This is a genomic window from Terrimonas pollutisoli (genome assembly GCF_029360765.1).
Taxonomy (GTDB): Bacteria; Bacteroidota; Bacteroidia; order Chitinophagales; family Chitinophagaceae; genus Terrimonas_B; species Terrimonas_B pollutisoli.
Map to the genome: position 1 here is coordinate 135537 of NZ_JARKNA010000012.1, position 23594 is coordinate 159130.

Sequence of the window (23594 nt, forward strand, 5' to 3'; positions counted from 1 at the left end):
TAAACCTATGATAGCTTGCTGTTTATAAAGTTAGTCGTTATCTTTCAAATTCGGGAAGCAAAATTGTGTATTAAACCCTGAGCCTAAAGGATAAACCGGCAACTCAAACCCATTCCGCTAATTCAATCTATTTTCTTTTATAGTAATTGAGACTTACTGCCTGGATGATGGATGGCCTTTCGCTTAACGTAAAAAATCCTTTGTTATCATTTTTAAAACAGATGGCTTCGCCCTGTGGCTCGAACTGATAGCCTATTGTAGAAGGGGAAGTGGATAGTGCCTGTTCAATAGTTTGCGTTTTTGTTTTGTGCCAATGGTAGAGTTTGGAATAAGTTTTTACCAGCAGTTCCTGCTCATCAGGAGAAATGGCGGCACTGGTCACACCATTAAATGGCAATGTTCCTGCTAAAACAGCTGTATTGTTGCCAGCGATATTTTGTGGATAGGCTAACTTATAAATGCGGGATGAAGCATCCTGCTTGGTAATAATATAGATATCCTTCGTTGTATGATCGACTAACATAGCTTCGGCATCGTGAGGGCCGTCGGGATAGTTAAAACTGATCTTATCAACTTCGTAAACGGTGTCAACGGAAGCAGAAGGTTCAGGAAAACGATAAATAGAATAAGCGGAAGCAGCCAGGCTGTTGTCGCCAATGTCAGCAATATAAATGTATTCTTTGCCCGTGAGGGGGCCGGGTGCCAGCACGATATCTTCCCAGTCCCTGTTGATGGCAGGCTTAACATTAATCTTTTTATGTAATAAACCGGTAAAGGATAGCAGCGCAAGGTCATTGGGGTTACCACTATCCTGTTCTACCCAGATATAGCCGGAATTGAGTTTGCTGTCGGCAATGCCGGAAGCTTCATCGACCATACCTGGTGTCAGCGCCTGGATGCTGGGGCTGTCTTCAAATCCTGTTACCACGGTTGTGTCACGAGCTGTTTCCTTTTGGCAGGAGCAACACAATGCCAGGGCAAAAAGAAAAAATAATCTTAGAAAAAGCATAGTACCTGTTTTGGCGGGAATTCATCAGGTACTTGATTTTGTAGCTGCCAAAGGTACAATGACATTTATAAAAATGCAAGCTTTACGCGGTATTGCTTTTGTGCGGTACTACCAATATGCCCAAAAGCCTTCTCAAGGGAGATGGCTCACTGACATTTTATCAAAGGCTTATTTGATCCTGGGAAATACCGGGCCATAGTGAAGTCTTCTGCTCCTCGGTCTCTTGCCCGGGAAAAGAATATCATCAGCAGTTTCGTATCCCTCCTCGGCCACTCTTGCATGCCGTCGGTTGGATTTATTACGGCGGGCCAGGTACACGACCATTCCTATTGCAATTGTTGTCCCTAAACCAACCAGCAATATATTCGATTTTTTCATGTGTTTATTTTGGTTTGTGTATTAACTCAAATGACAAAAAGCGTACCACCCGTTTATTCATTCCACTACGTCACATTTTTTTAAAACAGCTGGCCTCGTGTTTTGTTGACCGACAACCCAATTCATTTTATGATCCGGTTTTTACAATTGAACCACGGAAACTTCAATTCATTCAATCTTTACAGAAACGACTACCTGTTTTCAGGTTTCTTTGTCTGGTAAACTTTAATCCTAATAAAAAAGAAAATCATGCAATTCAGCAAAGCCACCAGGCAATTATTTTCCAGCCTTTTTTGTTCACTGCTTTAACTACCAGCGTCGTTTCCTGTAAAAAAGAAAAAGACAATAACGATCCGGCACCTCCTCCTGCTTCGCAGCGGATTAAGGAATTTAAAAATGGAGAAGAATTTATCCGTTTTGAGTACAATGCAAATGGCGATGTAAACAAAGTCACACTGAACAGCGATATTACCGATGGTTCAACGTTGACCTATACAGTCAATTATAACGCCGCTAAAAAAATCACTTCGTTAGAAACTACGGATGAGAAGATTGTTCCCGTTTATGAAAACAATATTTTAACAAGAGCAGATATTTTCACGGAAAATGAACGTGTTGGTTACACGGCTTACCAATACGAAGGTGGACTTATTAAAAAAGCTACCATCTATTTTGGAGAAAACAATGACTATATTCCTGCATTAGAATTTATTTTCACCTATACAGCGACAGGAAATATTGAAAAAACAGAAACATTCGTAGCAACCGGCGAACCCGGCCAAATGGAACGCTCAGGCCATGTTGCCTACCAGTATGATCAAAAGTCAAACCCATTGTATGCACAGCGTGAGTTAATGGCATTGTTCTGGCAATCGCCATCAAAAAACAACATCACCGTTGAAAATCACTTCGACGAAAATTTGCAACCAGAAGATAAATTCACTTACGACTATTTGTATAATTCAAATGGCCTGCCTAAAAGCGCAGTTGTAAAACAAGGATTGCCGGGTCAGCCTACGGTAACCTCCAACCTGGATTATATCTATCAATAAATTCATCAGGGACGGACAAGATAAAAAGGGCTGCCCCGACAGCATCGGGGCGGCCCTTTATCATTTCTATTTCACAGCAATGTCATTTCCCGGGAATGAATCGTTCTGGTAATTTCCAGTTGCATTGATTTCTATCGGGTTTAATGATGGATCTTTGTTTTTCAATGAATATGCTGACAAATGCATCCCTGCAAACCTTTTCTATTCGTTCGCATTGGGTAAAAGTTTATGTTCCGGATATAGACCATGTAAAAGATGTATACGGGAAACAGAAGCAAAGTGCTCCACCCGCAGCATTTCCCTATTGGGCACAAATTTGGCCGGCTGCACTTGGCCTGTGTGAGTTTTTAGCCGATCATCTTCCATATATCCAGGATAAAAAAATAGTAGAATTAGGTGCCGGTCTTGCCCTGCCCTCACTGTTTGCCAGCCGCTACGCAAAGGAAGTAGTTGCCAGCGATTTTAATCCTGACGCCGTAACCTTGATGCAACGTTCAGCAATCCGGAATGGAATAAAAAACATCCATTGCCGGCTGCTTGACTGGAACCATTTGCCCCCATCTCTCGCCGCGGATACTTTGCTGATGAGCGATGTGAATTATGACCCCGTTGCCTTTGAAACGCTTTATGCTGTTCTTAAACAATTTTTGGCAACCAAAGCCGTAATTATTTTAAGCACACCGCAGCGACTGATGGCCAAACCTTTTATTGAACGCTTATTACCTCATTGTATCATAAGGGAGACTAAAATGATTGCTACCGCGAACGGACCTGTTGCAATCACCATCCAGGTATTGCAACAAACTTGATCAGGACTTTTCAACACAACTAATACTGGTACAAACAAGCGGGCAATCTTTCAGGAAATTACACCTGTGCTGCTCGTTTGAACCAACGTGCCAAACCCCATTCCTCGCCAGTTGGCAACTAATAATTTTGCTATTCCGGCATTCGAAATACTACCAATGCCAATCGAAAATAGGGGTAATTTCAAAAGAGTAAACTTACTCGCAAAAAAGAGTACTTCTGAGATTGGCCGGGCTATAAAAAAAAACGTGCTTTGTATCATATTTAACGGTTATGCAACTAATGATGTTTATCGGAAATGACCTCATTGAGTCTATCCAATTAAATCTTGAAAATATTCCTAAACCAGGCTATGTTGGAAGTATCAAACGTACGCTGAAGCTTAAATACAGTGAGTTGATACAACAAAATCCAGAGCCACCGGAATTTTTGGTAATCGATCCCATTAAACCCACAATACAACAAAAAAACCTATAAAAGGTATCTGCAATTTTTTTCGTTTTCGCCGCCTGTCAATTTTAGCTGGCGCCTTGATGATCGCTTGAAATAAATTCTTAGCTTAGTTTTTTTAAGCCTATAATTCTGTTGCAATGCGATCTTTTATTCTTGTGTCCTTCCTTTCGATTTTACTTCTCTTGTAAGTGCCAATAATGACTCGCTTTATGTAAAATATGCCTCGCCGGTGATCGGAGTTGGTGGTGATCAGAAATTGATGAAAGCGTTTTAACTCTTTTTTTCGTTGATCATTGATTGGCTTTTCCGGCTAATGAATGATTTTCCAATTGCTGTCTGACGTATTTAAGGGCTTGCCTTGTACAATAGGATTGATAGGGTATTGAAAAAAATGGGGCGGCTAGTTTTGACAATAATGTTCCCGGCTTTGAAAAAGTATGAATTCGAAAAACAGTTTTGCCAGCTAATTTCTCTATGGTAAATGTTGAGATGCCCTTCTCCACATGACCCCGGATAGTTTCATAGCTAAATCCCATCTTGTTGGGTTCATGAATGATTTCCTTTATCCGGACTCCAACGATTATCTTTTGCGATAAAAAACCAGCCGGCGGAATAAAAGCCTGCTGAATGATGGTATCTCCAATATTCATTTGTCTTTGCTCATGTGACCATTGTGTCAAAAACAACATGATGTGGGGAGGAAAAATTTTATACTCAAAAAAGAAACCTGTATCTAACTCCGCTAAATCTTTGTCTGTGTTAATAATAATAGAAGATGTTTTCTCAGTTAGCCTGGTAATGTCATAATCACTAACTGGCTGCGCTTTCAGCAAATTAAGATGTGCAGGAAAATTGGACTCCTGGTTATTGAGATAAACTTTCATTCAAAGATTTCGTCATTTGCAATAGCAAAGAAAGCTGATAGTTCGCAATAATGACAAAGGAAAGGGCTTTACAAATTGTTATTGTAAATTGAATCACATAGAACCTCTTCAAAAAATGATGATAGACCTGCAACCTGTTTTCCGGGACTGTGGCCTTTCAATAATGCATCACCGGCCCGTGCATGGTGGCGATATCAATGAATGTTATTGCCTGCATACAAATCATGAGAAATATTTCCTGAAAGTAAATGATAGCAACCTTTACCCGGCCATGTTTGAAAAGGAGGCCCGTGGCCTGGATGCTTTGCGAAGTAATAGTTCGCTTATGATACCGATGGTTATTAAATACGGCGTTGTTAATTCCTGCCAATATCTTTTGCTTGAATGGATAGAACCAGGAAGTATCTCACCGGATTTCTGGAAAAGATTTGGCGCCGCACTGGCCGCTATCCACCTTCAACAACAATCTTATTTTGGCTGGAAGGAAGATAACTACATAGGTAGCCTTCAGCAGGTAAATACACCCCATACCCGTTGGTCTTCCTTCTATGCTGAATGTCGCATTATGCCATTGGTAAAAACGTTAGCCGATACTCATGCTTTCACCAAAAATGATGTCAGTTCAGCTATTACGCTTTGCAAAAAACTGCACGATTTATTCCCGGATGAACCTCCTTCCCTGCTGCATGGGGACCTTTGGAGTGGAAATTATATGGCGGCAAAGAACGGTAAAGCTTCCTTATTTGACCCGGCGGTGTACTATGGTCATAGGGAGATGGACATTGGAATGACCCTGTTATTCGGTGGATTTAGCGAACTGTTTTACGAGGGATACAACGAAGTGTATTCGCTTAAAACCGGCTGGCAGCAACGATTACAGCTTACACAGCTTTATCCGTTATTGGTGCACTCTATCTTATTCGGTGGTCACTATATTGGGAGCTGCAGGGAAATCATCCGGCGCTTTTCTTAACGCCGGAATAAAAACACCAATGAAAAAATTGAGTTTCCCTAGGAAAATGTGGAAATTTTATGAATAACTCATTGGGTAAATCATCTATATTTATCAACGTTAACACTAACCAAGAACCCATTATAATTCAAAAACAAAAACAAAATGGCAACAAAAAAGAAAGCAGCCCCAAAAAAAGCAGCCAAGAAAGCAGCTCCAAAAAAAGCAGCTAAAAAAGCGGCTCCAAAAAAAGCAGCGAAGAAAGCAGCTCCTAAAAAGAAAGCGGCTCCTAAAAAGAAATCAGCCCGTAAACCGAATGCAGCCTTTATGAAAGCCCTCACTCCAAGTGCTGACCTTGCAGCAGTGATAGGCAGCAAAGGGGTGCCTCGTACAGAAGCCGTAAAAAAAATCTGGGATTATATCAAAGCTAACAAGCTCCAGGATTCAAAGAACAAACGCATGATCAATGCAGATGCTAAATTGAAACCAATCTTTGGTGGCAAAAGCCAGGCATCCATGTTCGAGCTTGCAAAATATCTTGGTAAACATTTGAGCTAGTCACACGATGATTTAGTAACTGACAGGCTTCCGGCGATGGGGCCTGTTTTTTTTTGCTCTAATCCATGCATTGTTTTTACCTAAAGTCATTGTTGAATTTTACTCTCAGTTAGAAAAAAGCAAGGTTACGCATTAGGAAAAATTGGACCATCGATAAAAAGCAGTATGCCAGGATGCAGAGTAAGCGGGACAAAAATAAATTCACGTACATCATGATGCTACAGGCATGACGCCGAAAATATAACAAACTGTGTCGGGGCGATAAAGTACATGTTGAAGAAGACACTGTTTCTATTCCCAAAAATATTTAAGAACCTATTTGATCATTTGTGACGGGTGCTGCTCAAACCTGCATTGGCGGCTTTGTTCCAGCCATTTTCAATAGCCTGCATCCTGGAAATTCTGCCGGGATGCGTGGCTGATTCTTTTGGCTTTGCAATATACTTCATCACTTCCTGTGCCTGCGACAGGGTTGCTCCCAATTTGTATAACACGAAGCCGGCAAATTCATCGGCCTCCAGTTCGAGTATCGGTGTACTGCCCGTTTTCCGGATGGTGTGACCATTCAGGTGATGCCCTACTTCATGAGCCAGCAGGGCCATGGCCGCCCATTTATCATTGGTTACTTCATTGATCCAGTTGATAAAAGAAGGGTTATATAAAATATATCTTTTGCGATGGGAAATAGATGCTTCTATGTTGTCCACCTTTGCCTCCTTCAATTCAAAATTGGGAGAAAGCCCGACTACGTTCATGATCTCCGTTAGCATTTTTTCTGCGGGATAGTCGCCAGGCGCATCGGTTGTTGGCGTGTCAAAACGGGGTGAAAAATTGGGATAGCAGAAGCCGGAAAATGCGATAGCAAAAAATGCAATTAGTAATGGAATTTTTTTCATTTACACTGGTATTGGATCTTAAAATAAAAATAGTCCTTGTTTTTCAAAAGACCAATGCCCTGCCATTATTCTCAACATTTATTGACATTTTTTTTACTTGACGCCTTTCTCCGTGCAACAGTTAATGATAATATTTTATATGTAATGCGTAAAACACTCGCCATGATGTGGCATACTGCCCACAGCTTCCCCAAAAAATGCTTCGCCCACGGCTCTTTACAAGGGATTTTCAGCTGGCATAGTTGTAGCTGTAATTTATTAGCTGTCACCATTAATTTTTTAAATTTTAAAAGACCTATTATGAAATTCAAAACTTTTATTGCAGTGGCAGCTATTGCTGCATTCGCATCCTGCTCCTCCCCTTACAAGGCTACCGATACAACAACAGGCACAACAGGTGTAGTAGTGCCGGCTAATGCAAAAACAGCTTTTACCACGCAGTATCCAACGGCCACTAATGTTGTATGGACAAACTATGATGCTGCTGTCGTCGTTCCTATCGATTGGGAAATGGCAGGATGGACAACAATGGATGCTAACGACTTCCTCGTAAGATTTGATATGGATGGCGAAAACTATTATGCATGGTATGATAGCGATGGTAGCTGGGTTGGTTCCGCATACGTCCTGAAAGATCATTCAAAACTGCCGGCACCAGTGAGTACTACAATAACAAACAAGTATGCAGGGTATACAATCGACAACGTGAACCGGGAGTTTCAAAAAGATAAAATGGCGTACGAAGTGGAATTGAAGAAAGACGACAGCAAAGTGAAACTATTGCTGGATGCCGATGGTAATATTTTAAAAGAAAAAGTAAAATAATATCTCTTCATGCCTTAGTTGAGTAAGAGGTTTCCCTGGCGGGAAGCCTTTTATTTTTTATAAACCGGTAATATAAACCTCCAGCCGGCTTAGTACTACCAGCGAAATTGACAACCATAAAAAACCGATGATAAAACCAGCCAGCACATCGCTGGCATAATGTACCCGAAGATAGACACGGCTATAACCGATTAAAACAATTAAAATAATAAGCGCTGAACTGACTAAATTACTCAACCATGGCTCCGTAATGACATGCCGCATTATATAGATCACCAATCCATAAAAGGTCACCGCCATGATCGCATGGCCACTGGGGAAACTAAGACCCTTTGCGGCTTCCAGCAGTGGTGATAAAGGCCGCTTGCGTTGAAATAAAGATTTTAGCAACAACATTAGTACAAGGCTGCTTAAGGCGATGGTCAAAATACGAATGGACGACCAGCTTTGTTTTTTTACCAGCAGAAAATAAAAAATGAGCAGGAGATTGGCTGGTATTAAAAACTGGTGCTTACCGGGAAGTGTAATGAAAAGAAAAAAACGATTGTTCAAACTATTAACCGAAGGCCTGATCTTATCAAAGATGGCCAGATCAATGTATTTATGCTTTCGCATTGGCTTTCGCACCAGGAAAACCAGCAGGGTGATAGCTGCAGCAAACAATACTAATGAAAGCAGTGTCTCAGCAATGATTAAAACAGTTATCTGCCAAACATTCATGAATTACCAAAGGTAAATATCCAATAAAAGAAAGATCCCACTGATTACAACCTATTCGAGACTGGCATTACCGTCAATATACTTCAGGTTGTATTTGAATTGAGATAAGCGCCAGCCAGCCGGCGTTCGTTCTGCTTTCAGGTCATAGCTACCGACAAAAGCACGGGTATTGCCTTTTGTCGTGGCCTTTTTATAATGGGTAGCTACAGCATAGGCTAAAATATCGGCTTTGTCATTATCGACTTTAATGATATAGTGTCCCGCCTGGTGATGCACAGCATCAAGACCAACAAAGCCTTCCTTCCACATTCCGCAAACTGCTTTCGCTTCCATGTTGCCTGGATTATCACCGCCGGCACTTGTCATATCCAACCAGATAACCGGTATAAATACTTCATCCAGCAACTGCTGCCATTGCTGGCCATCACAATACATAAATAATTTATTAGCCAGTTCTGTCAATTCTATTTTATCAGCAATCACATCTGTAATCATATATACCAGGATTTATAAATTGAATAATTGTTACTTGTCTTCACTCTTATTATTTCTCTAACGCATACGCCACCACATAGTCTCCCAGTTTCGTTCCAAGCTTACCATGGCCGCCGGCTGCAATGACCACGTATTGCTTACCATTTAATTCATAGGTCATCGGCGTAGCCTGTCCCCCTGCCGGCAGCATTGACTGCCACAACATCTCTCCGGTGCCAGTATCAAATGCCCTGAACAGACCATCTAGGCATGAAGCAATAAATGTCAAACCTCCCGCTGTGGTGATGGCGCCGCCCAAATTTATCGAACCCCATTTCACTGCATCAGGGTATTTCGCCGGATCCATCATTACACCCAAGGGCACTTCCCATTTTAATTTTCCCGAAACGAGGTCAACGGCTGCCAATGTTCCCCACGGCGGTTTAGTCTGCATCACGAACTGGCCATTGTCGATAGTAAAAAGATATTCACGACTCATAATGTAAGGGGTTCCTTCCTGTGGCGCTACTTCTGCCCTGGGTAAAGCTGTATTCACAGCTTTCGTAGTATTATCTGTTTTTGGAAACAAAGTGATCAGGGCAGCCAGGTGATTCACATTGGTGATCAAAAGATTTTGCTGCGGATCATAACTGGCGCCACTCCAGTTCATGCCACCTACATTGCTGGGTGTAATAATGCTTCCCTTTAAACTGGGCGGAGTAAAGATGCCATGATTAACATGTTTGTTGATCCGATCCTTTGCCTGCTGCAACAATTCCGGCGTGGGTCCCCATGCATCATCTTCTGTAACTTTTTGTAAACCCAAGGCCGGCAATTGCGCTGGGAAGGGTTGTGTTTTAGCGGCTTCTTCACCCGGAACATCCGAGGCAGGAACAGGCCGCTCTTCTACAGGGAACAGGTGCTCACCTGTTTTTCTATCGAGTACAAATATGTGTCCCATTTTAGTAACGACTACCACGGCCGGTACTTTCTTTCCGTTTCTTTCCAACTCAATCAATAAAGGTTGCGCTGGTATATCATAATCCCAGATATCGTGATGTACGGTTTGGAAATGCCATACTACTTTTCCGGTGGAAGCTTTGATAGCAACAATAGAATTCGCATACAAATTATTACCCTTTCTTTCACCGCCATAATAATCCGTGCTGGGACAGGATGTAGAAACATATGCCATATCCAATGAAGGATCAGCTGAAATCGGTGCCCAGGCATTAGCGGCTCCTGCCTTTTTCGCTTTATCAGCTTTCCAGGTATCGTAGCCTGCATCGGTTGGCTTCCTCGGGATAGGATCCCACGACCAAACCAGTTTTCCATCCCGGGCATCATAAGCTCTAACAACACCGGGAGGGAAATCAATTCTTGTATTGTCACCCATTGTGGAACCAATTACGATCAAATCGTTGATCACAGCTGCCGGCGAAGTAACCTGGATGGCTCCTACTCCCTTCTTTAGATCAATGATGCCATTCTTTCCAAATTCAACTACTGGTTTGCCTGTCGAAGCATCCAGTGCAATCAGGCGGCCATCGATAGTTGCAGAAAGAATGCGCATGTAATCATTATCGCCCGGTTTTCTTTTATTGTTTATCCATTTCGACACACCCCTGGATGTGATTTCTGAATAATCCCCTTTGAGATTCACCTTAGGGTCATAAACCCACAACTCTTTACCACTTGCACCATCAATCGCAATGACCCTGTTGCTCGGTGTACTGAAATAAAGAACACCATCAATCATCAAAGGAGTTGCTTCAAAAGCGGCTTTAGCGCCGATATTAGTTCCTTCATATGTTTTCAACTCTCCGGATTGGTAGGTCCATGCGGGCTTCAGCGTCTTAACATTGCTTGGGTTGATCTGTCCAACAGGCGAATAACGCATACCCCCCGGATCGTTGGCATAATTGGCCCATTGGCCGCCGGCTACAAAATTTGCTTCTCTTACAGACTGTGATTGATTGACTGACTGTGTATGACCAACAGCAATGAAAAAAACAAAAAGAACTGTTGCGATAATATTTTTTTTCATAAAACAAACAGTATTGAACAAAAAAATTAAAGAGAATTGAAGGTAGGAAGTTTTTATTCATGACTATTGTAGTTCACAGCATAGGCCAATTCATATTTTGTGCTGCAAATGATTTGAACTGTAATCGTCTTCAAATCTTATTTAATCTCCTTGCTGTTTCCGGAATCTTATGTTTTAACCTTAGTAGAAAAAAAGATTGATTGCCCCCAAACCTTATTACCTTATTTTGATGAATTATATTTTTCAACGGTTTTTTGGGCTATTTGAGGTAAGCGGTACAGAGTTGAAAATATGAAACGAGTATATGAATTGCTATAGTCTATTTTCATGCAATAAGGTAATAAGGTTGCGTCATTGATGAGATGTTTTTTCTACTAAGGTTTGTTCAGGTGAATTGAATGTGTTTTTTTTAATCGGTCTTTCTTTCCAAGCGTTTCAAATAATGTTGCAATAGCTCTCAGTTATTTGCCCGGTTGCTGTATCCAGTATCAAAATGCCTTCGCTGTTATCATTCAATTGTGCCTTTAATGTCCCTTGATTGTTCCACACCGATGTTTTTCCCGTACCCAAAAAATTATCACAGGGGCCAATGGCATTGGCGATTAAGACAGTCATGGAATATTTTTCAGCAATAGCGGCCAGTGTCTCCGATGCTTTTTCCATTCCTGCTGCTGTTTTTGCTACGCTGGCAATATAAACGTTTGCACCGGCCGCATGAGCCGCAGCGGGATGTTCCGGTACAGATAATTCATAGCAGATAGCCGGTGCGATCTTCTTATTATCCAATGTTAGCACAACTGCCTCATGGCCCGGAACAAAATAAGGAACCTCGTCAGCATGCAAATATTGTTTGGAGTAAACTTGTACCGGGCGATGCGGTTGAAAAATCAGCATGCCTATCTGAACACCACCGACTGCTTTTAAAGGCACTCCTACCCCGATAGTAATCGCTTTTTCGTCACTGATGTTTTGAAAAATGGCAAAACGTTCATCATCTTTATCCGTCGAAAGTTCTTTCGCCAGTTCAGGTTCATAGCCCGTTATGGATAGCTCGGGAAAAAATATGGCACCGGCGCTATTTGCTACCGCAAGATCAATCAACTTGATGTGATCATTAATATTGGATGCAATATCTCCTTTTACCGGTTTGATTTGTGCTACGGCAATTTTCATTTTGAGAATGTTATTCTTTGTTAATGGAGGGCTGAGGGTTTCTGTTGACAAATATCACAAAGGCCAAAACACCAGCACAAAGTACAGAAAGAACTTTTGCCCTCAGTAACTGTTAAGAATTTGATGGGTGGATTTTTGAAACATACATTCATTTTACCTTTCACTTTTGTTCGCAATGCCCAACGATCAATTTTTTAAACTCGATAACCCTGCCTGGTATTCGCTGGCAGAAACACACCGGCATTTTGCAATTAACAAACCTGGTATAAAACGTTACCGGCAAGACATTGTTTCCTTTCTCGCTTTTGATCATAGTAAACCGGAAGCACTTTATCTGCTGGATCAACTGGCAGCACCGGATGAATCCTTTTTTATCATAGGCAATCTCCCCCCTTTGCCAGCTAATTACAGTATCGTAACCCAACTGCCTTGTGAGCAGATGATTTGTTCTGAATTGATTAATACACCGACAGCGACCGCAACGATTGAAAAGCTTGACGATGCAAATGAAGCGCAAATGTTGTCATTAATCAACCTGGTACAACCGGGTTATTTTTTACCCGGCACCCGTTTGATGGGTGATTATGTTGGGATAAGGCACAATGGTGAATTGGTGGCCATGGCTGGTGAACGGATGAAGATGTCAGGATTAACAGAAATCAGTGCCGTAGTAACACATCCGGCTTTTACTGGCCGGCAATATGCGCAGCAATTAGTAGCGCATATCGTCCGTAAAAATATCGAAGCCGGTATTATTCCTTTTTTGCATGTAGCAGCCACCAATGAAAGAGCTATTGCTATTTATAAAAAACTGGGATTTGACCGGCGCAGGATCATTGATTTTTGGAAGATCAAACGAGAGAAATAAAACATCACAATAAAAGTAAACCCTGCCTGAGAACGGTCCGCTCAACACGATTTCACTCGGTGAAACCCGTCTGCGAAGTAAGATGTTTCTCTAATGTTTTGAAAAATCATCCCAGTAGGCTTTGCGAATTGTATCTAATACCTCAACAGTCAGTTCGTTTTTGTCCTGATCAAAGATTTTAATGTCTTTGCAATTCAAATAAAGCGTCCCGCCGCAGTAATCAAATTTAGGATCAGATTGATTACATGTGACTTTTATTAAATCATTTTCAATGTCGGCGGAAAGTATATCAAGGTTGGCTTTGAAAATCTCAGGGATGTCAACCAAATATTCTTGCTCTAACTCCGCTGGGTTCATCCAGGGAACTAATGCGAGCCGATCTATTTCGATTAAATCAACAAAAAAATATTCAAAGGTTTCATCTATACGCTCTGCGAGATATTGACAACTAATTTTTAGGGATAAAAAACGTTTATCGCCGATTACTGAAATAATTGTGCCATCATGAAGAATAGAAAATATATCTCTTATTTTTTCAAAGTTTTCCATGCTTATAAGTTCTCTCATAAATAAATGGCACCAAACGGCTCCGCATTGGCGATATTGGCGGTATTAGTATTCCGCCCAGTTTTAAACCGATGATAAATAAAAATACAAAAGTTCATTGTTTGTTCTTTTGTTTGGCGATGCAGCCACCAATCTTATTCAGTGAATAGTTTTCGCTTATTCGAACCGGCGGTTTTGTAAAGCCGATGCCGGTGGCAGTTTATCGAACAGCAAACTCAATCTTATCAAGCCTTTTGATTATAAAAAATGCAACTATTATATTAGGAATCCAGCAGAGCCATGCTACCACCATATAGGCCTTCGTAAAGTCCTGGAATAATGAAGTAAGGATCGGGAGATATATCCTTAGTGTGACTGCCGAAAAGCAAGCTGCATAGCTATAGATCATCATCTTTTGATGTTCATCAACTCTGCCCTTTCTAATTTCCATATATGCTCTTAAGGTTGTATAAAACCAAACGGCCCCCAATGACATAAACCCAACGGAAGGAATCATTCCACCTGTAGCATAAAGAGCAATATAAATTCCTGCCATTGCACTTATCAAAGCGCAGACTACATAGACCTTTCCAACCTGCCTGTGAAGCTTTAAGTTTCTTGCTCTCAACTTTGCACTAAACTGTGTCCAGCCAACCAGCAGTGCCAGCCCGCCAAATATTATGTGTGAGTAAAATTCAATGTTCCAGAATGGATTTGCCAGTAAAGCTTCGCTTTTCGATTGCAATAATCCAAACTTGCGATTAATAAAGAAATAAATAGCAGGATAAAGACCTACCAGTATTGCCAAAACAGCAACAAGTATTTTAGGAATTTTCTTTGTCATTAGCATAAGATTAGTTATAAAACCCTGAAAGGTTTTTGTTGATAAAAAGTTACAGGAGTGCAAAAAGCGGTACAGAATGTGCAGGATTATTCAGCCTGGTAGGTTGAGGTAGAAACTCCTGCCTGATTACAATTTGACTCCGGAATTCTTTGATAAAAATTCGTGTTGTCGAAAATTCTACTGTCATGTTGTACCGCCTATACAATTTAGATTTGTTTATTATAATTCTTTTCTGCATTATTTTTCACTTATGTACTTTACCGTTAGCAAACCGCCAACCACATTAACAATAAAGTGAAGGGCCATAACAATCACCAATGAGCCGGACTGAATAAATATGAAGCCGAAAAATGCTGAAAGTATAAAAATTTTAATGATATTCTTTACACCATGATAAAAATGAGAAATGCTGAATACAAGCGTAGGCAGAAGTACCGATAAGCTTTGCTGGTAGCTTGAACCACTGAAGAAATGCCCAAAATAAGTAACCAAATATCCCCTGTAAACTATTTCCTCAAAAACACCGGCGCAAAGACACATTAAAATATATGCCGGAAGCTCTTTCATTATTGTTGGCATAAACGGTGTTCTTATTTGCCAGTCACTTATCGAAGCAGCAATATTTTTGGGTGTTGCCACAGAATTAATCGTATCAATAGCATAAATTATTACAAAAGCAATTACAGTCCATATCCACAACCTTCCATCTATTCTTAATGTAAGCCCTATTTCTGCGAGCGGTCTTTTAAACAGCAGCCATACTGATAAAATAACTGCTGCCATTATAAAAAGGGAGAGGCAGGTTGAAAAATAAAAGGCTAGTTTTTGCTTGCTATTGTACACGACTGCAGAATTAGTCCTAGGATTTTGCCTTATTGCAGACAAAGGAAGAAGTATGCAAAAAATAAAAACAAAAATATGGTCAGCCCAATTCGGAAATTTGTCCATTTTTAGCGGCAGAATTGAAATTAATTATAAGCAGGCAATTTAGTTTTAGACCTGTTCCCCATAATCGATAAGTTTCATATTGCCTTCGATCGTGTAGCAGATGCATCATTGCCAACTACTACATCAAATAACATGTGTGAAGATAGTATTCCAAAAGGAAATCGTTTGTTCAGGCTGCTTTCAGTTGTTACAGTGACAATATGATTTTGGTCATCAGCATATTTTATCCATCCGTCAGATTGGCTCAACAGTTTTATCGGGCTGCTACCTTCAGAGCATAGTAGCGGTGAAAGAGAAGTGAAGGCTGACCATCCGGCGCCACCGTCACCTGCGAAGTGATTTTTTAGCGCTTGCAGGTGTTCACCAGAAAAAAGTACGCCGAACGCCGAGGTTGGTGTTTTTCACCAACCGCACGAATTAAGGAATTTTTTTTAGTTACAGCATGGTCCTCCGGAGATTTTCCACAACCAATTATTCAAATTCGATATTTTCATATCGTTATGCCAGTCTTTGTCACCGAATATCCGCAATTCTTTACAGCTACCAACCTTGAGTGGAAAAAACTCCTGCAACCTGATAAATATAAAGATATTATCATTAGCTGCTGTCGGTTTCTTGTGGAAGATAAGCGGATAAAGCTATATGGTTTTGTTATAATGTCCAACCATATTCATCTTATCTGGCAGATACAAGCACTGATACATCCACAACATGTACAAAAAGATTTTTTGAAATATACGGCGCAGAAGATAAAACATGATCTGAGACAGAATCACCCTGCTGTGCTGGAAACATTCAGGGTAAATGCCACTGACCGGGAGTATCAATTATGGGAACGCAATCCCTTAAGCATAGAATTAAGAACCGATAAGGTGTACAGGCAGAAACTTGATTATATATATCCACTGGAACCCTGTCAGGGCAGGTATATGCAAGCTGCCGGAAGAGTATAAATATTCTTCAGCTTTATTTTATGAAACAGGTGTTGACAATTGGGGATTTCTTTCTCACCATAGGGACTGAATATGTATTTAAGCTTTGCAAGTTTCCCTACAGTAGTGCGGTTGGTGAAAAACACCAACCTCGGCGTTCTGCGTGTTATTTATTTGGAAAGACCAAAGGAGGCAAAAAAAAGTTACCGCAGGATATACTAATTATCACTTACTAAAAGAAGACTCTTGCTTCTTCTGCAACTCCTCTTCTGCGAAATCGTAATTGAAATTCCATAATGTCTCACCGGCGGCTACAGTCGCTTCATTCAACAAAGGCTTAAATCAAACCTTTGCGCCCAAAAAAATCTCTACGGCGGAAATACTGCCGGCGCAAAGCTTCGTTTAAGCCTTATATGTTGTACGCATACCCTTTCTCCGTGGTCATCTATTATGTGGGCCTGTGTTTCGGTTTGGTCTTACTTTTGATTTATACACCTTTTGGGGTTTTTGGAAACAATGAACGGTTCAACTCAATTATGTCATTATGTGTTGGTGGTGTTGTAAGTCCCATCAGTTTTGTAATTGCAAAGTCTCTTAGTTCTGCTGCTTTTTCTTTAATTCCGTCTGCAAGTGCTTGTTTAAGTTCAGTTGCATTCAGTTCTGTACAATAGGCAGGCGTTCCTGGTTGTTGTCGCCACGATTGAGATAAATTTCCAGCGTCAACTGTGTCGAAACCTGTGTCACTAATTAAGCGAACTACAATTTCCTTTGCGTTTTGGTCATCACCTGCTACAGCTATTGCAATTCTATTTTCGCCTCCTTTAGGTTTCCCTAGGTTTTCTAATGTGTAAGCTAACAAGTTATTAAAAGCTTTCACAACCGGTCTTCCAATCTGTTCCGAAACCCACTCACTTTCTACTTTTCCATTTTTTAAATATTCAATTTCTCCGTCACGGAAAGGATAATAATTACTTGTGTCAACGATGACAACTGTGTTCGGAATGTCCTTAAATAAATCCTTTGATAATTTTGGAATTGCTGCCGTAGGAATGGATAAAAATATTACATCAACATCTTTCACAACTTCTTCTATGGTTGCAGGAGCGGCATTCAGTGCTTTCGCTTTTAACGCCAACTCACTTGGTGTCGCTGTGCTGGTTACTTTAATTTGGTGACCCGTCGCAGCTAATTTCTTTGCGAGGGTGCTTCCAATTGCACCAATTCCAATTATTCCAATTCTCATTCTTATTAAATTATCGATTAAGTTATAAAAACGTAAATAAAGTTAAGACACAAAATGTGCTTCTGAACTGATTGGTATATTCAATACCTTAGAAATTAAACAATTTTTCTCGGCATCTTTAGTAGTGGTTTCAAATTCATCTGCTGTAATCCCAGATACAGAACCTGTGATAGAAAGATGTATTCCTGTTATACCAAAACCTTCCATTGACAAAGTAGCTTCGGTATTCAATGATGTCGGATTCAGTCCTTTTTCTGTTAATGCAAAACTAACAGCCATTGTAAAACATGCGGCATGTGCTGCCGCCAACAATTCCTCAGGGTTTGTACCCTTTTCTTCTCCTGAAAAACGAGTTTTGAAACTGTAGTTTGTTTTGTTTAAAGTTTCACTTTGTGTAGTTAGTTCGCCTTTACCTTCTTTTATGGTGCCTGCCCATTGAGCTTTAGCTGTACGTTTCATTTTTTATTTTAAATTTAATTCTCATTATTGACCATGCATGGCGACAATGCCAGGATTTCTCTTCCGTTAATTCAATAAGCTTCCTCTGAATTTATTTGGAGCAACCCCAACCTCTTTTTTAAACAGACGGGAGAAATAAGTTACATTATCAAACCCAAGGGAATACGAAATTTCCGAGATGTTCATTTCACCTTCTGTCAGTAAATTTTTTGCTTCATTAATCAAAAAAAGATGAATAAGCTCCAAAGCTGTCTTTCCTGTTTCTTGCTTTAGTAAATCGGTTAAATACCGTGGAGATATGTTTAACTTTTCTGCCATAAGAGCTACTGTGGGCAGCCCAATATTTTTTGTTTTTCTTTCTTCAAAATTAGCAACGAGCAATGCATTGAATTTTGTAACTGTTGAACCGGTCAATTGTGTACGGTTAATAAACTGCCTTTTATAAAACCGCTGTGCATATTTAAACAAGGAATCAAGATGACTAATAATAATATCCTTGCTATGTTCATCGGTATTATTGTTGTATTCTTTTTCTATGCCGAAATACAAATTCCATATTATTTTCTCTTCTCCGGGTGAAAGGTGCAATGCCTCATTCACTTCATAATCGAAATAACTGTATTTCTTAATTTCGTTGTGAAGGACTGTTCCCGGTAAAAAATCTTCATGGATAAGAATTAAAAATCCCTTATCCCGTAATTCCAGATTGTTAAAGGCCACCTTCTGGTGCGGCTTTATAAACGACATTGCTCCACGGTCATGGTCGTATTTTGTTTTACCATAAAGCATACTCCCTGATTTCAACTTTTTAAATCCAATGATATAAAACGCTGAAGAAAATTCGAGTTCAATACTACCAGTACATTTATCCTTTTCACCATACGCCACACTGAAAAGCGGATGCTCAGGTGGCTTAATACCAAGAGCTTCGTGTAGGTCACTTATTTTTTTAAAATGCTTCATTGACTTAGCAGTATTATAAGCAGAACCCGACAAATCGGGTTTCTGCTAATTATAAAATTCTTTTAACCATGTGCAGCAACAGAAATTTCCTGCCACGATTCCCATGTTTTCAAGCGGTCTTCATAAGTATATTTTACCCAAGGGTAAGTAGTTTTTCCCAATAGTAATCTTAATGGCGGATTTTCAGAATCCACTAAGCTGAGAATAGCTCCAGCAGTTGCAGCAGGACTTCCAGAGTCTTGCTTTTCAGCCATCTCATAAAAATCTTTTCTTACGCCATCGTAAGGTGTTATTGATTTACTTAGCGAAAGAGAATTAGTGCCAAAGAAATCTGTTGAGTAGCCTCCTGGTTCCAGTATGGTTACTTTAATGCCAAAACCACTTACTTCGCCAGCCAGTGTTTCAGTAAGCCCTTCAACTGCGAACTTGGAGGCACTGTAAAGTCCCATTAATGATACAGTGTTCAAGCCCAAAGCACTTGAAAGTTGAATAATTTGTCCTGAATTCTGTTCTCTCATAATTGGAAGAACTGCTTGTGTTGTCCACAAAGAACCCAATACATTTGTTTCAAACTGTGCTTTCACATCTTGTTCACTAAGCTCCTCAATGGCACCAATGTGCCCATAGCCAGCATTGTTTATCAAAACATCAATGCTGCCAAAGTGTTTTTTTGCAGTTGCAATTGCTTCAAAACTTCCGTTTCTATCCGTAACATCAAGTTTCAGTACCAATAAATTTGATGAAAATTCATTTTTCAATTCACTTAATGATTCAGGGTTGCGAACAGCTGCTACCACATTATCGCCACGTTTTAAGAATGCTTCTGCCCAAATCCTTCCGAATCCACGGGATGCACCTGTAATGAAAATAGTCTTTTGCATAATTTCTTATTTTATATTAATTGATGATGCAAAGCTATTTACATGACCTCTTATACTGCTTGCACAAAAGTAGGATATACTGTAACATTTTTACGTTTGAAGTAACGAGGCTGTATAATGTGTAAGATTTCAATCTGTAAGTTTTGCTACACATTTATTAGAAGATGGAGTGGACATACATACCATACAACATTTATTAGGTCATGCTGACCTGATTCAAACACTGGTTTATTTACATGTAGCGCAGGTAAAAACCAAACCGGCACACAGCCCGTTGGATACATTGTATAATATTATTACACTGTAACCATGACGAGGCCGGTGTTTGAACCCCGTAGGATGCATATCCAACGGGGTGAACTGGCAAACATTATTGGACAATACAAAACTTCATTCACTGCAAAGCATCAGCCGTTATTAAATCACTTATCGGTATTGAATGCTTTGAAAAAATGCCGCACTGCTTCATTGGGCGGCCATGTTGCTCAAAACAGAATACAAAACTATAGAACCATCACTGAGAGAAACGTTATACAACAAGAACTGGATCGTATATGCCAAACAACCTTTTGGCGGCCCGCAGCAGGTAATAGAATATCTGGGACGTTATACGCATAAGGTTGCCATCAGCAATCATCGCATTGTATCAATACAAAATGATAAAGTAAGTTTTAGTTACAAAGATTATGCTGATGGCAGTAAACAAAAAACAATGACACTGGGCTCAACAGAATTTTTAAGAAGATTTTGTTTACACATCTTACCGCCGGGTTACCGCAAGATCCGCTATTATGGTTTTATGGCTAATACAAACATCGCTTTATTGCAGGTGCAGCAAAAGGAAATGGACATACTCCCCTCTCCATCCTGTGGAGAGGGGCCGGGGGTGAGGCCAAAAAAAATTTCCTGGAAAATAATTGCCAAACAAAAATTGAATTACGATGCTGACTTGTGTCCCTGCTGCAAAAAAGGAAAGATGATTACGTTATTGCACTTTGATGCCAATGCACCGCCCGGCATTGAATCATTGAACGCATTTTTGGAATTGATAAAAGGAAGGATAGCAGGATGATTTTTTTTACCGTCAATAAGCGGCAGGATAGTCGTTGCCCGCCAACAAAAAAATACTATTCAAAAACAAAAAACAGGAATTAAAAAGATGATCAAAAGGGAAATCGAATGAAAAGTTGCCGCAGGATATACTAATTATCACTTACTAAAAAGAAGACTCTTGCTTCATCTGCAACTCCTCTTCTGCGAAATCGTAATTGAAATTCCATAATGTCTCACCGGCGGCTACCGTCGCTTCATTCAACAAAGGCTTAAATCAAACCTTTGCGCCCAAAAAAAGTCTCTACGGCGGAAATACTGCCGGCGCAAAGCTTCGTTTAAGCCTTATATGTTGTGCGTTCGTTTTTCATCTTTGCAAATAATTCTTCGGTTTTTTATTAACTGCCTAACGTAAATTAATTGTCTTTGCCAATTGCATTGAATTTCATTAAAGAACGTTTAAATAATTCGTCACATTTTTCTGGCATAAGTGGTCCGACCCAAATGGGCACATTTGTTTGGTTGTAAAATCGGGGAAGATGTTTCAATAAGCAACCTGAGCCGCCTTCAATGTCTACAGCTCCAAATACTATACGTCCAACACCTGAAAGTAAAAGCCTGCCAAAACACATACAACAAGGTTCTAATGTTGTATAGCAGGTCATATAATTAGAACGTTGCCAGAGGTCTTTATTTACATTGTCAAGTGCATTCATTTCAGCGTGGCATTTTGGGTCGTAATAAGGACTTAATATTGTATTTGAACCTTTTGCTATTATTTCATTGTCCAAAGTAATGATTGCACCAATCGGTAAGTTCCCTTTTGCTTCTGTCTCTAAGGCAAGTTCGATTGCCATTTCCATAAATTCAATGTCTGTCATACTCATTTATAATTCTAAAAATTTTCATATTTACAGAAGTTGCAATAAAATGACGCACAACGAATAGGGCTTTGCGGCGGTGGGGAATTTATATTCGTTGCCCCCGGCGACGTAAAGCCCAATAGAAATACTACTGCCGAAGATAAGTACAAAAGCCGAATAGAAATCCGTCAGCCGACTGAAGCTGAATAGCGATATGCAGATGACGGACGCGTTGCGCACAGCCCCACTGCCGCAAAGCATCTATGTAAAAGCGGTAATTTAAGCAACCATTTTTTAACCTGTAGTCTGATAATATCAGCTACCCAAAACTTAATAAGATGTTGTCTCAAACTACCGCCACACCAAAATTATTCATTGGCATGGATGTGCACAAAAAAAGCTGGACAGCACATTTTAAGACTGACCTGTTTGACAACAAGACAGTGACCATGTCCGCTGAATCAGAAACGCTGATCAATTATGTTGAGAAAAATTTTCCTGGTCACACAGTAAGCTGTTGTTATGAAGCCGGCTGCTGTGGTTATTGGATAGCGAGGGCATTACAACAAAAGGGATGGGAAGTAAGCGTAGTCAATCCAGCCGATGTACCGCGCAACAATAAACAGGATTGGCAAAAAACAGACAGGATCGATAGCCGCAATCTTTGCAAGCATCTTAGCGACTGTAATCTCAAAGGCATCTTTATTCCCGGCGAACAGCAGGAACAACTCAGAGCTTTATTCAGAAGAAGAATACACCTGGCCCGTAACCTGCGCAGTATAAAAAATCATATCAAAAGCCAATTGCTTTACTTCGGTATTAAACTGCCGCCACAATATGATAATCCTAACTGGAGCCGTGAAATGAAAACATGGATTGCCAATATAAAATGGAAATACAGCAGCGCTGCTGAAAGTATGAAAAGCCGGTTGAAACAACTGGAGTTTATGTGGTATGAAGAACTGCATATCAGTAATGAATTAAGAGCCTATTGCCGCAAGCACTATAAAAAAGATTATTACCTCTATAAAAGTGTACCAGGTATAGGTGGCATCACAGCAGCAGCTATCATTGCTGAACTGGGTGATATCCGCCGGTTCAGCCGGCTTGATGAACTAGCCGCTATTGTTGGCTTGGTGCCTGGTATTTATCAAAGCAGTGAAAACAAAATCAATCTTGGATTAACCAAACGCAGCAATCATCAATTAAGAAGCTTATTAGTAGAAGCCAGATGGGTAGCTGTAAGAGATGATATGGCCCTGCAACAATATTATCGCAAACATGCCCATAAGGAACCGAACAAAGCTATCATCAAAGTAGCCCATAAATTATTAGGCCGGATAAGAGCTGTTATTATCTCCGGCATACCGTACCAGGCAGGATTGATAAAATAATTTTTAATTAAGCTCATTACTAAGCATAGAAAAGGCAGACTGCAAAACATGAGGAGTGGCATTGCTGTAAAGTAATAACGACCACATCGCAAAGCAGGCAGCTGCTTTTATTAAACTAAGACTGATGCAGGTAGCTTTCTGAAAATGAAAGACTACAAATAGGATGCGGAGCTAATTATAAAAAACTAAAAATATTCCGCTGTGTCTTTGAATGATTGTATCATCGATAGAATATATCCCGGCTGCAGCGTAACCCTCCGGCCAACTACATATTGCTAATATGGGTTCAGGGCTTTTTATAATTTGCTCCAGCGATGAGGTAATAATTCGTGCACGTTGTTGATGGGATGCTCTGCTATTCTTTGCAGTACATCT

Annotated in this window: 27 protein-coding genes and 2 pseudogenes; 11 read left to right on the plus strand and 18 right to left on the minus strand. The window is 40.3% G+C overall.

Going from position 1 to position 23594, the window contains the following annotated elements; all coding sequences use genetic code 11:
- Window positions 1-127 precede the first annotated feature (127 nt).
- The gene (locus P2W73_RS18025; RefSeq protein WP_276503484.1) at window positions 128-1009 is read right to left on the minus strand and encodes a hypothetical protein; all 882 of its coding nucleotides are present in this window, start codon (window positions 1007-1009) and stop codon (window positions 128-130) included.
- Window positions 1010-1177: 168 nt separating this feature from the next.
- On the minus strand, window positions 1178-1387 hold the full coding sequence (locus P2W73_RS18030; protein WP_276503485.1) for a hypothetical protein: 210 nt from the start codon (window positions 1385-1387) through the stop codon (window positions 1178-1180).
- Between the two features lie 293 nt (window positions 1388-1680).
- Between P2W73_RS18030 and P2W73_RS18035 the strand changes: the two genes are divergently transcribed.
- From P2W73_RS18035 to P2W73_RS18045, 3 genes are all read left to right on the plus strand, one after another.
- On the plus strand, window positions 1681-2439 hold the full coding sequence (locus P2W73_RS18035; RefSeq protein WP_276503486.1) for a hypothetical protein: 759 nt from the start codon (window positions 1681-1683) through the stop codon (window positions 2437-2439).
- A 164-nt stretch (window positions 2440-2603) separates the two neighbouring features.
- Complete coding sequence (locus P2W73_RS18040) at window positions 2604-3248, plus strand: class I SAM-dependent methyltransferase (RefSeq protein ID WP_276503487.1); 645 nt, start codon at window positions 2604-2606, stop codon at window positions 3246-3248.
- Window positions 3249-3519: 271 nt separating this feature from the next.
- Window positions 3520-3723 (plus strand): hypothetical protein, encoded by a 204-nt coding sequence (locus P2W73_RS18045; RefSeq protein ID WP_276503488.1) that lies wholly within the window; start codon window positions 3520-3522, stop codon window positions 3721-3723.
- Window positions 3724-3989: 266 nt separating this feature from the next.
- Here the strand turns inward: P2W73_RS18045 and P2W73_RS18050 are convergent, their stop codons facing one another.
- A complete protein-coding gene (locus P2W73_RS18050) occupies window positions 3990-4583 on the minus strand; it encodes a DUF1990 family protein (protein ID WP_276503489.1) in 594 nt (197 codons plus the stop codon).
- A gap of 88 nt (window positions 4584-4671) precedes the next feature.
- On the opposite strand from P2W73_RS18050, the gene P2W73_RS18055 reads away from it, so the two are divergent.
- Both P2W73_RS18055 and P2W73_RS18060 read left to right on the plus strand, forming a co-directional pair.
- Entirely contained in the window at window positions 4672-5556 is an 885-nt protein-coding gene (locus P2W73_RS18055) for a fructosamine kinase family protein (protein WP_276503490.1), read from the plus strand.
- A gap of 144 nt (window positions 5557-5700) precedes the next feature.
- Window positions 5701-6093 carry an SWIB/MDM2 domain-containing protein gene (locus P2W73_RS18060; RefSeq protein ID WP_276503491.1) on the plus strand — a complete coding sequence of 131 codons (393 nt, stop codon included), beginning with the start codon at window positions 5701-5703 and terminating at the stop codon, window positions 6091-6093.
- 323 nt (window positions 6094-6416) lie between these two features.
- Here P2W73_RS18060 and P2W73_RS18065 read toward each other — a convergent pair whose 3' ends face one another.
- Window positions 6417-6989 (minus strand): M48 family metalloprotease, encoded by a 573-nt coding sequence (locus tag P2W73_RS18065; RefSeq protein ID WP_276503492.1) that lies wholly within the window; start codon window positions 6987-6989, stop codon window positions 6417-6419.
- Between the two features lie 300 nt (window positions 6990-7289).
- Between P2W73_RS18065 and P2W73_RS18070 the strand changes: the two genes are divergently transcribed.
- On the plus strand, window positions 7290-7814 hold the full coding sequence (locus tag P2W73_RS18070) for a PepSY-like domain-containing protein (protein WP_276503493.1): 525 nt from the start codon (window positions 7290-7292) through the stop codon (window positions 7812-7814).
- Between the two features lie 57 nt (window positions 7815-7871).
- Here P2W73_RS18070 and P2W73_RS18075 read toward each other — a convergent pair whose 3' ends face one another.
- From P2W73_RS18075 to P2W73_RS18090, 4 genes are all read right to left on the minus strand, one after another.
- Window positions 7872-8534, minus strand: coding sequence for a phosphatase PAP2 family protein (locus tag P2W73_RS18075; protein WP_276503494.1), 663 nt, complete (start codon window positions 8532-8534; stop codon window positions 7872-7874).
- 51 nt (window positions 8535-8585) lie between these two features.
- Entirely contained in the window at window positions 8586-9029 is a 444-nt protein-coding gene (locus P2W73_RS18080) for a nuclear transport factor 2 family protein (protein ID WP_276503495.1), read from the minus strand.
- 49 nt (window positions 9030-9078) lie between these two features.
- The gene (locus tag P2W73_RS18085; RefSeq protein WP_276503496.1) at window positions 9079-11055 is read right to left on the minus strand and encodes a pyrroloquinoline quinone-dependent dehydrogenase; all 1977 of its coding nucleotides are present in this window, start codon (window positions 11053-11055) and stop codon (window positions 9079-9081) included.
- A 435-nt stretch (window positions 11056-11490) separates the two neighbouring features.
- Complete coding sequence (locus P2W73_RS18090; RefSeq protein WP_276503497.1) at window positions 11491-12228, minus strand: carbon-nitrogen hydrolase family protein; 738 nt, start codon at window positions 12226-12228, stop codon at window positions 11491-11493.
- Window positions 12229-12403: 175 nt separating this feature from the next.
- Between P2W73_RS18090 and P2W73_RS18095 the strand changes: the two genes are divergently transcribed.
- Window positions 12404-13096, plus strand: a complete 693-nt coding sequence (locus P2W73_RS18095) for a GNAT family N-acetyltransferase (RefSeq protein ID WP_276503498.1) — start codon at window positions 12404-12406, stop codon at window positions 13094-13096.
- 90 nt (window positions 13097-13186) lie between these two features.
- Here P2W73_RS18095 and P2W73_RS18100 read toward each other — a convergent pair whose 3' ends face one another.
- The 4 genes from P2W73_RS18100 to P2W73_RS18115 all read right to left on the minus strand — a co-directional run bounded on the left by P2W73_RS18100 (window position 13187) and on the right by P2W73_RS18115 (window position 15682).
- A complete protein-coding gene (locus P2W73_RS18100; protein WP_276503499.1) occupies window positions 13187-13645 on the minus strand; it encodes a hypothetical protein in 459 nt (152 codons plus the stop codon).
- Window positions 13646-13862: 217 nt separating this feature from the next.
- Window positions 13863-14486, minus strand: coding sequence for a DUF2306 domain-containing protein (locus P2W73_RS18105; RefSeq protein ID WP_276503500.1), 624 nt, complete (start codon window positions 14484-14486; stop codon window positions 13863-13865).
- 237 nt (window positions 14487-14723) lie between these two features.
- Window positions 14724-15269 (minus strand): CPBP family intramembrane glutamic endopeptidase, encoded by a 546-nt coding sequence (locus tag P2W73_RS18110; RefSeq protein ID WP_276503501.1) that lies wholly within the window; start codon window positions 15267-15269, stop codon window positions 14724-14726.
- 239 nt (window positions 15270-15508) lie between these two features.
- Entirely contained in the window at window positions 15509-15682 is a 174-nt protein-coding gene (locus tag P2W73_RS18115; RefSeq protein ID WP_276503502.1) for a hypothetical protein, read from the minus strand.
- A 252-nt stretch (window positions 15683-15934) separates the two neighbouring features.
- Here P2W73_RS18115 and P2W73_RS18120 point away from each other — a divergent pair, with 252 nt between their 5' ends.
- Window positions 15935-16387: a transposase gene (locus P2W73_RS18120; protein WP_276503503.1), complete on the plus strand. Its 453-nt coding sequence runs from the start codon at window positions 15935-15937 to the stop codon at window positions 16385-16387.
- Between the two features lie 466 nt (window positions 16388-16853).
- Here the strand turns inward: P2W73_RS18120 and P2W73_RS18125 are convergent, their stop codons facing one another.
- The 4 genes from P2W73_RS18125 to P2W73_RS18140 all read right to left on the minus strand — a co-directional run bounded on the left by P2W73_RS18125 (window position 16854) and on the right by P2W73_RS18140 (window position 19912).
- Window positions 16854-17609: an NADPH-dependent F420 reductase gene (locus P2W73_RS18125; RefSeq protein WP_276503504.1), complete on the minus strand. Its 756-nt coding sequence runs from the start codon at window positions 17607-17609 to the stop codon at window positions 16854-16856.
- Between the two features lie 42 nt (window positions 17610-17651).
- A complete protein-coding gene (locus P2W73_RS18130; RefSeq protein ID WP_276503505.1) occupies window positions 17652-18068 on the minus strand; it encodes an OsmC family peroxiredoxin in 417 nt (138 codons plus the stop codon).
- A gap of 66 nt (window positions 18069-18134) precedes the next feature.
- The gene (locus P2W73_RS18135) at window positions 18135-19031 is read right to left on the minus strand and encodes a helix-turn-helix domain-containing protein (RefSeq protein ID WP_276503506.1); all 897 of its coding nucleotides are present in this window, start codon (window positions 19029-19031) and stop codon (window positions 18135-18137) included.
- Window positions 19032-19093: 62 nt separating this feature from the next.
- Window positions 19094-19912, minus strand: a complete 819-nt coding sequence (locus P2W73_RS18140) for an SDR family NAD(P)-dependent oxidoreductase (RefSeq protein ID WP_276503507.1) — start codon at window positions 19910-19912, stop codon at window positions 19094-19096.
- 151 nt (window positions 19913-20063) lie between these two features.
- Between P2W73_RS18140 and P2W73_RS18145 the strand changes: the two are divergent.
- Together P2W73_RS18145 and P2W73_RS26650 are read left to right on the plus strand one after the other, a co-directional pair.
- Window positions 20064-20219 (plus strand): annotated as a pseudogene (locus tag P2W73_RS18145) (tyrosine-type recombinase/integrase); the annotation flags it as partial.
- Between the two features lie 216 nt (window positions 20220-20435).
- Window positions 20436-20984 (plus strand): annotated as a pseudogene (locus P2W73_RS26650) (IS91 family transposase); the annotation flags it as partial.
- A 394-nt stretch (window positions 20985-21378) separates the two neighbouring features.
- Here the strand turns inward: P2W73_RS26650 and P2W73_RS18155 are convergent.
- Window positions 21379-21843 (minus strand): nucleoside deaminase, encoded by a 465-nt coding sequence (locus P2W73_RS18155; protein ID WP_276503508.1) that lies wholly within the window; start codon window positions 21841-21843, stop codon window positions 21379-21381.
- Window positions 21844-22163: 320 nt separating this feature from the next.
- Here P2W73_RS18155 and P2W73_RS18160 point away from each other — a divergent pair, with 320 nt between their 5' ends.
- Window positions 22164-23219, plus strand: coding sequence for an IS110 family RNA-guided transposase (locus P2W73_RS18160; protein WP_276503509.1), 1056 nt, complete (start codon window positions 22164-22166; stop codon window positions 23217-23219).
- A gap of 171 nt (window positions 23220-23390) precedes the next feature.
- On the opposite strand, the gene P2W73_RS18165 is transcribed toward P2W73_RS18160, so the two are convergent.
- On the minus strand, window positions 23391-23594 hold a 204-nt coding region (locus P2W73_RS18165), incomplete at its 5' end, for a hypothetical protein (protein ID WP_276503510.1).

Coding starts and splice junctions, on each gene's coding strand:
- P2W73_RS18025 (WP_276503484.1), bottom strand. CDS start 1,009: ATGCTTTTTCTAAGATTATTTTTTCTTTTTGCCCTGGCATTGTGTTGC.
- P2W73_RS18030 (WP_276503485.1), bottom strand. CDS start 1,387: ATGAAAAAATCGAATATATTGCTGGTTGGTTTAGGGACAACAATTGCA.
- P2W73_RS18040 (WP_276503487.1), top strand. CDS start 2,604: ATGAATATGCTGACAAATGCATCCCTGCAAACCTTTTCTATTCGTTCG.
- P2W73_RS18045 (WP_276503488.1), top strand. CDS start 3,520: ATGCAACTAATGATGTTTATCGGAAATGACCTCATTGAGTCTATCCAA.
- P2W73_RS18050 (WP_276503489.1), bottom strand. CDS start 4,583: ATGAAAGTTTATCTCAATAACCAGGAGTCCAATTTTCCTGCACATCTT.
- P2W73_RS18060 (WP_276503491.1), top strand. CDS start 5,701: ATGGCAACAAAAAAGAAAGCAGCCCCAAAAAAAGCAGCCAAGAAAGCA.
- P2W73_RS18065 (WP_276503492.1), bottom strand. CDS start 6,989: ATGAAAAAAATTCCATTACTAATTGCATTTTTTGCTATCGCATTTTCC.
- P2W73_RS18070 (WP_276503493.1), top strand. CDS start 7,290: ATGAAATTCAAAACTTTTATTGCAGTGGCAGCTATTGCTGCATTCGCA.
- P2W73_RS18075 (WP_276503494.1), bottom strand. CDS start 8,534: ATGAATGTTTGGCAGATAACTGTTTTAATCATTGCTGAGACACTGCTT.
- P2W73_RS18080 (WP_276503495.1), bottom strand. CDS start 9,029: ATGATTACAGATGTGATTGCTGATAAAATAGAATTGACAGAACTGGCT.
- P2W73_RS18085 (WP_276503496.1), bottom strand. CDS start 11,055: ATGAAAAAAAATATTATCGCAACAGTTCTTTTTGTTTTTTTCATTGCT.
- P2W73_RS18090 (WP_276503497.1), bottom strand. CDS start 12,228: ATGAAAATTGCCGTAGCACAAATCAAACCGGTAAAAGGAGATATTGCA.
- P2W73_RS18095 (WP_276503498.1), top strand. CDS start 12,404: ATGCCCAACGATCAATTTTTTAAACTCGATAACCCTGCCTGGTATTCG.
- P2W73_RS18100 (WP_276503499.1), bottom strand. CDS start 13,645: ATGGAAAACTTTGAAAAAATAAGAGATATATTTTCTATTCTTCATGAT.
- P2W73_RS18105 (WP_276503500.1), bottom strand. CDS start 14,486: ATGACAAAGAAAATTCCTAAAATACTTGTTGCTGTTTTGGCAATACTG.
- P2W73_RS18110 (WP_276503501.1), bottom strand. CDS start 15,269: ATGGCAGCAGTTATTTTATCAGTATGGCTGCTGTTTAAAAGACCGCTC.
- P2W73_RS18120 (WP_276503503.1), top strand. CDS start 15,935: ATGCCAGTCTTTGTCACCGAATATCCGCAATTCTTTACAGCTACCAAC.
- P2W73_RS18125 (WP_276503504.1), bottom strand. CDS start 17,609: ATGAGAATTGGAATAATTGGAATTGGTGCAATTGGAAGCACCCTCGCA.
- P2W73_RS18130 (WP_276503505.1), bottom strand. CDS start 18,068: ATGAAACGTACAGCTAAAGCTCAATGGGCAGGCACCATAAAAGAAGGT.
- P2W73_RS18135 (WP_276503506.1), bottom strand. CDS start 19,031: ATGAAGCATTTTAAAAAAATAAGTGACCTACACGAAGCTCTTGGTATT.
- P2W73_RS18140 (WP_276503507.1), bottom strand. CDS start 19,912: ATGCAAAAGACTATTTTCATTACAGGTGCATCCCGTGGATTCGGAAGG.
- P2W73_RS18155 (WP_276503508.1), bottom strand. CDS start 21,843: ATGACAGACATTGAATTTATGGAAATGGCAATCGAACTTGCCTTAGAG.
- P2W73_RS18160 (WP_276503509.1), top strand. CDS start 22,164: ATGTTGTCTCAAACTACCGCCACACCAAAATTATTCATTGGCATGGAT.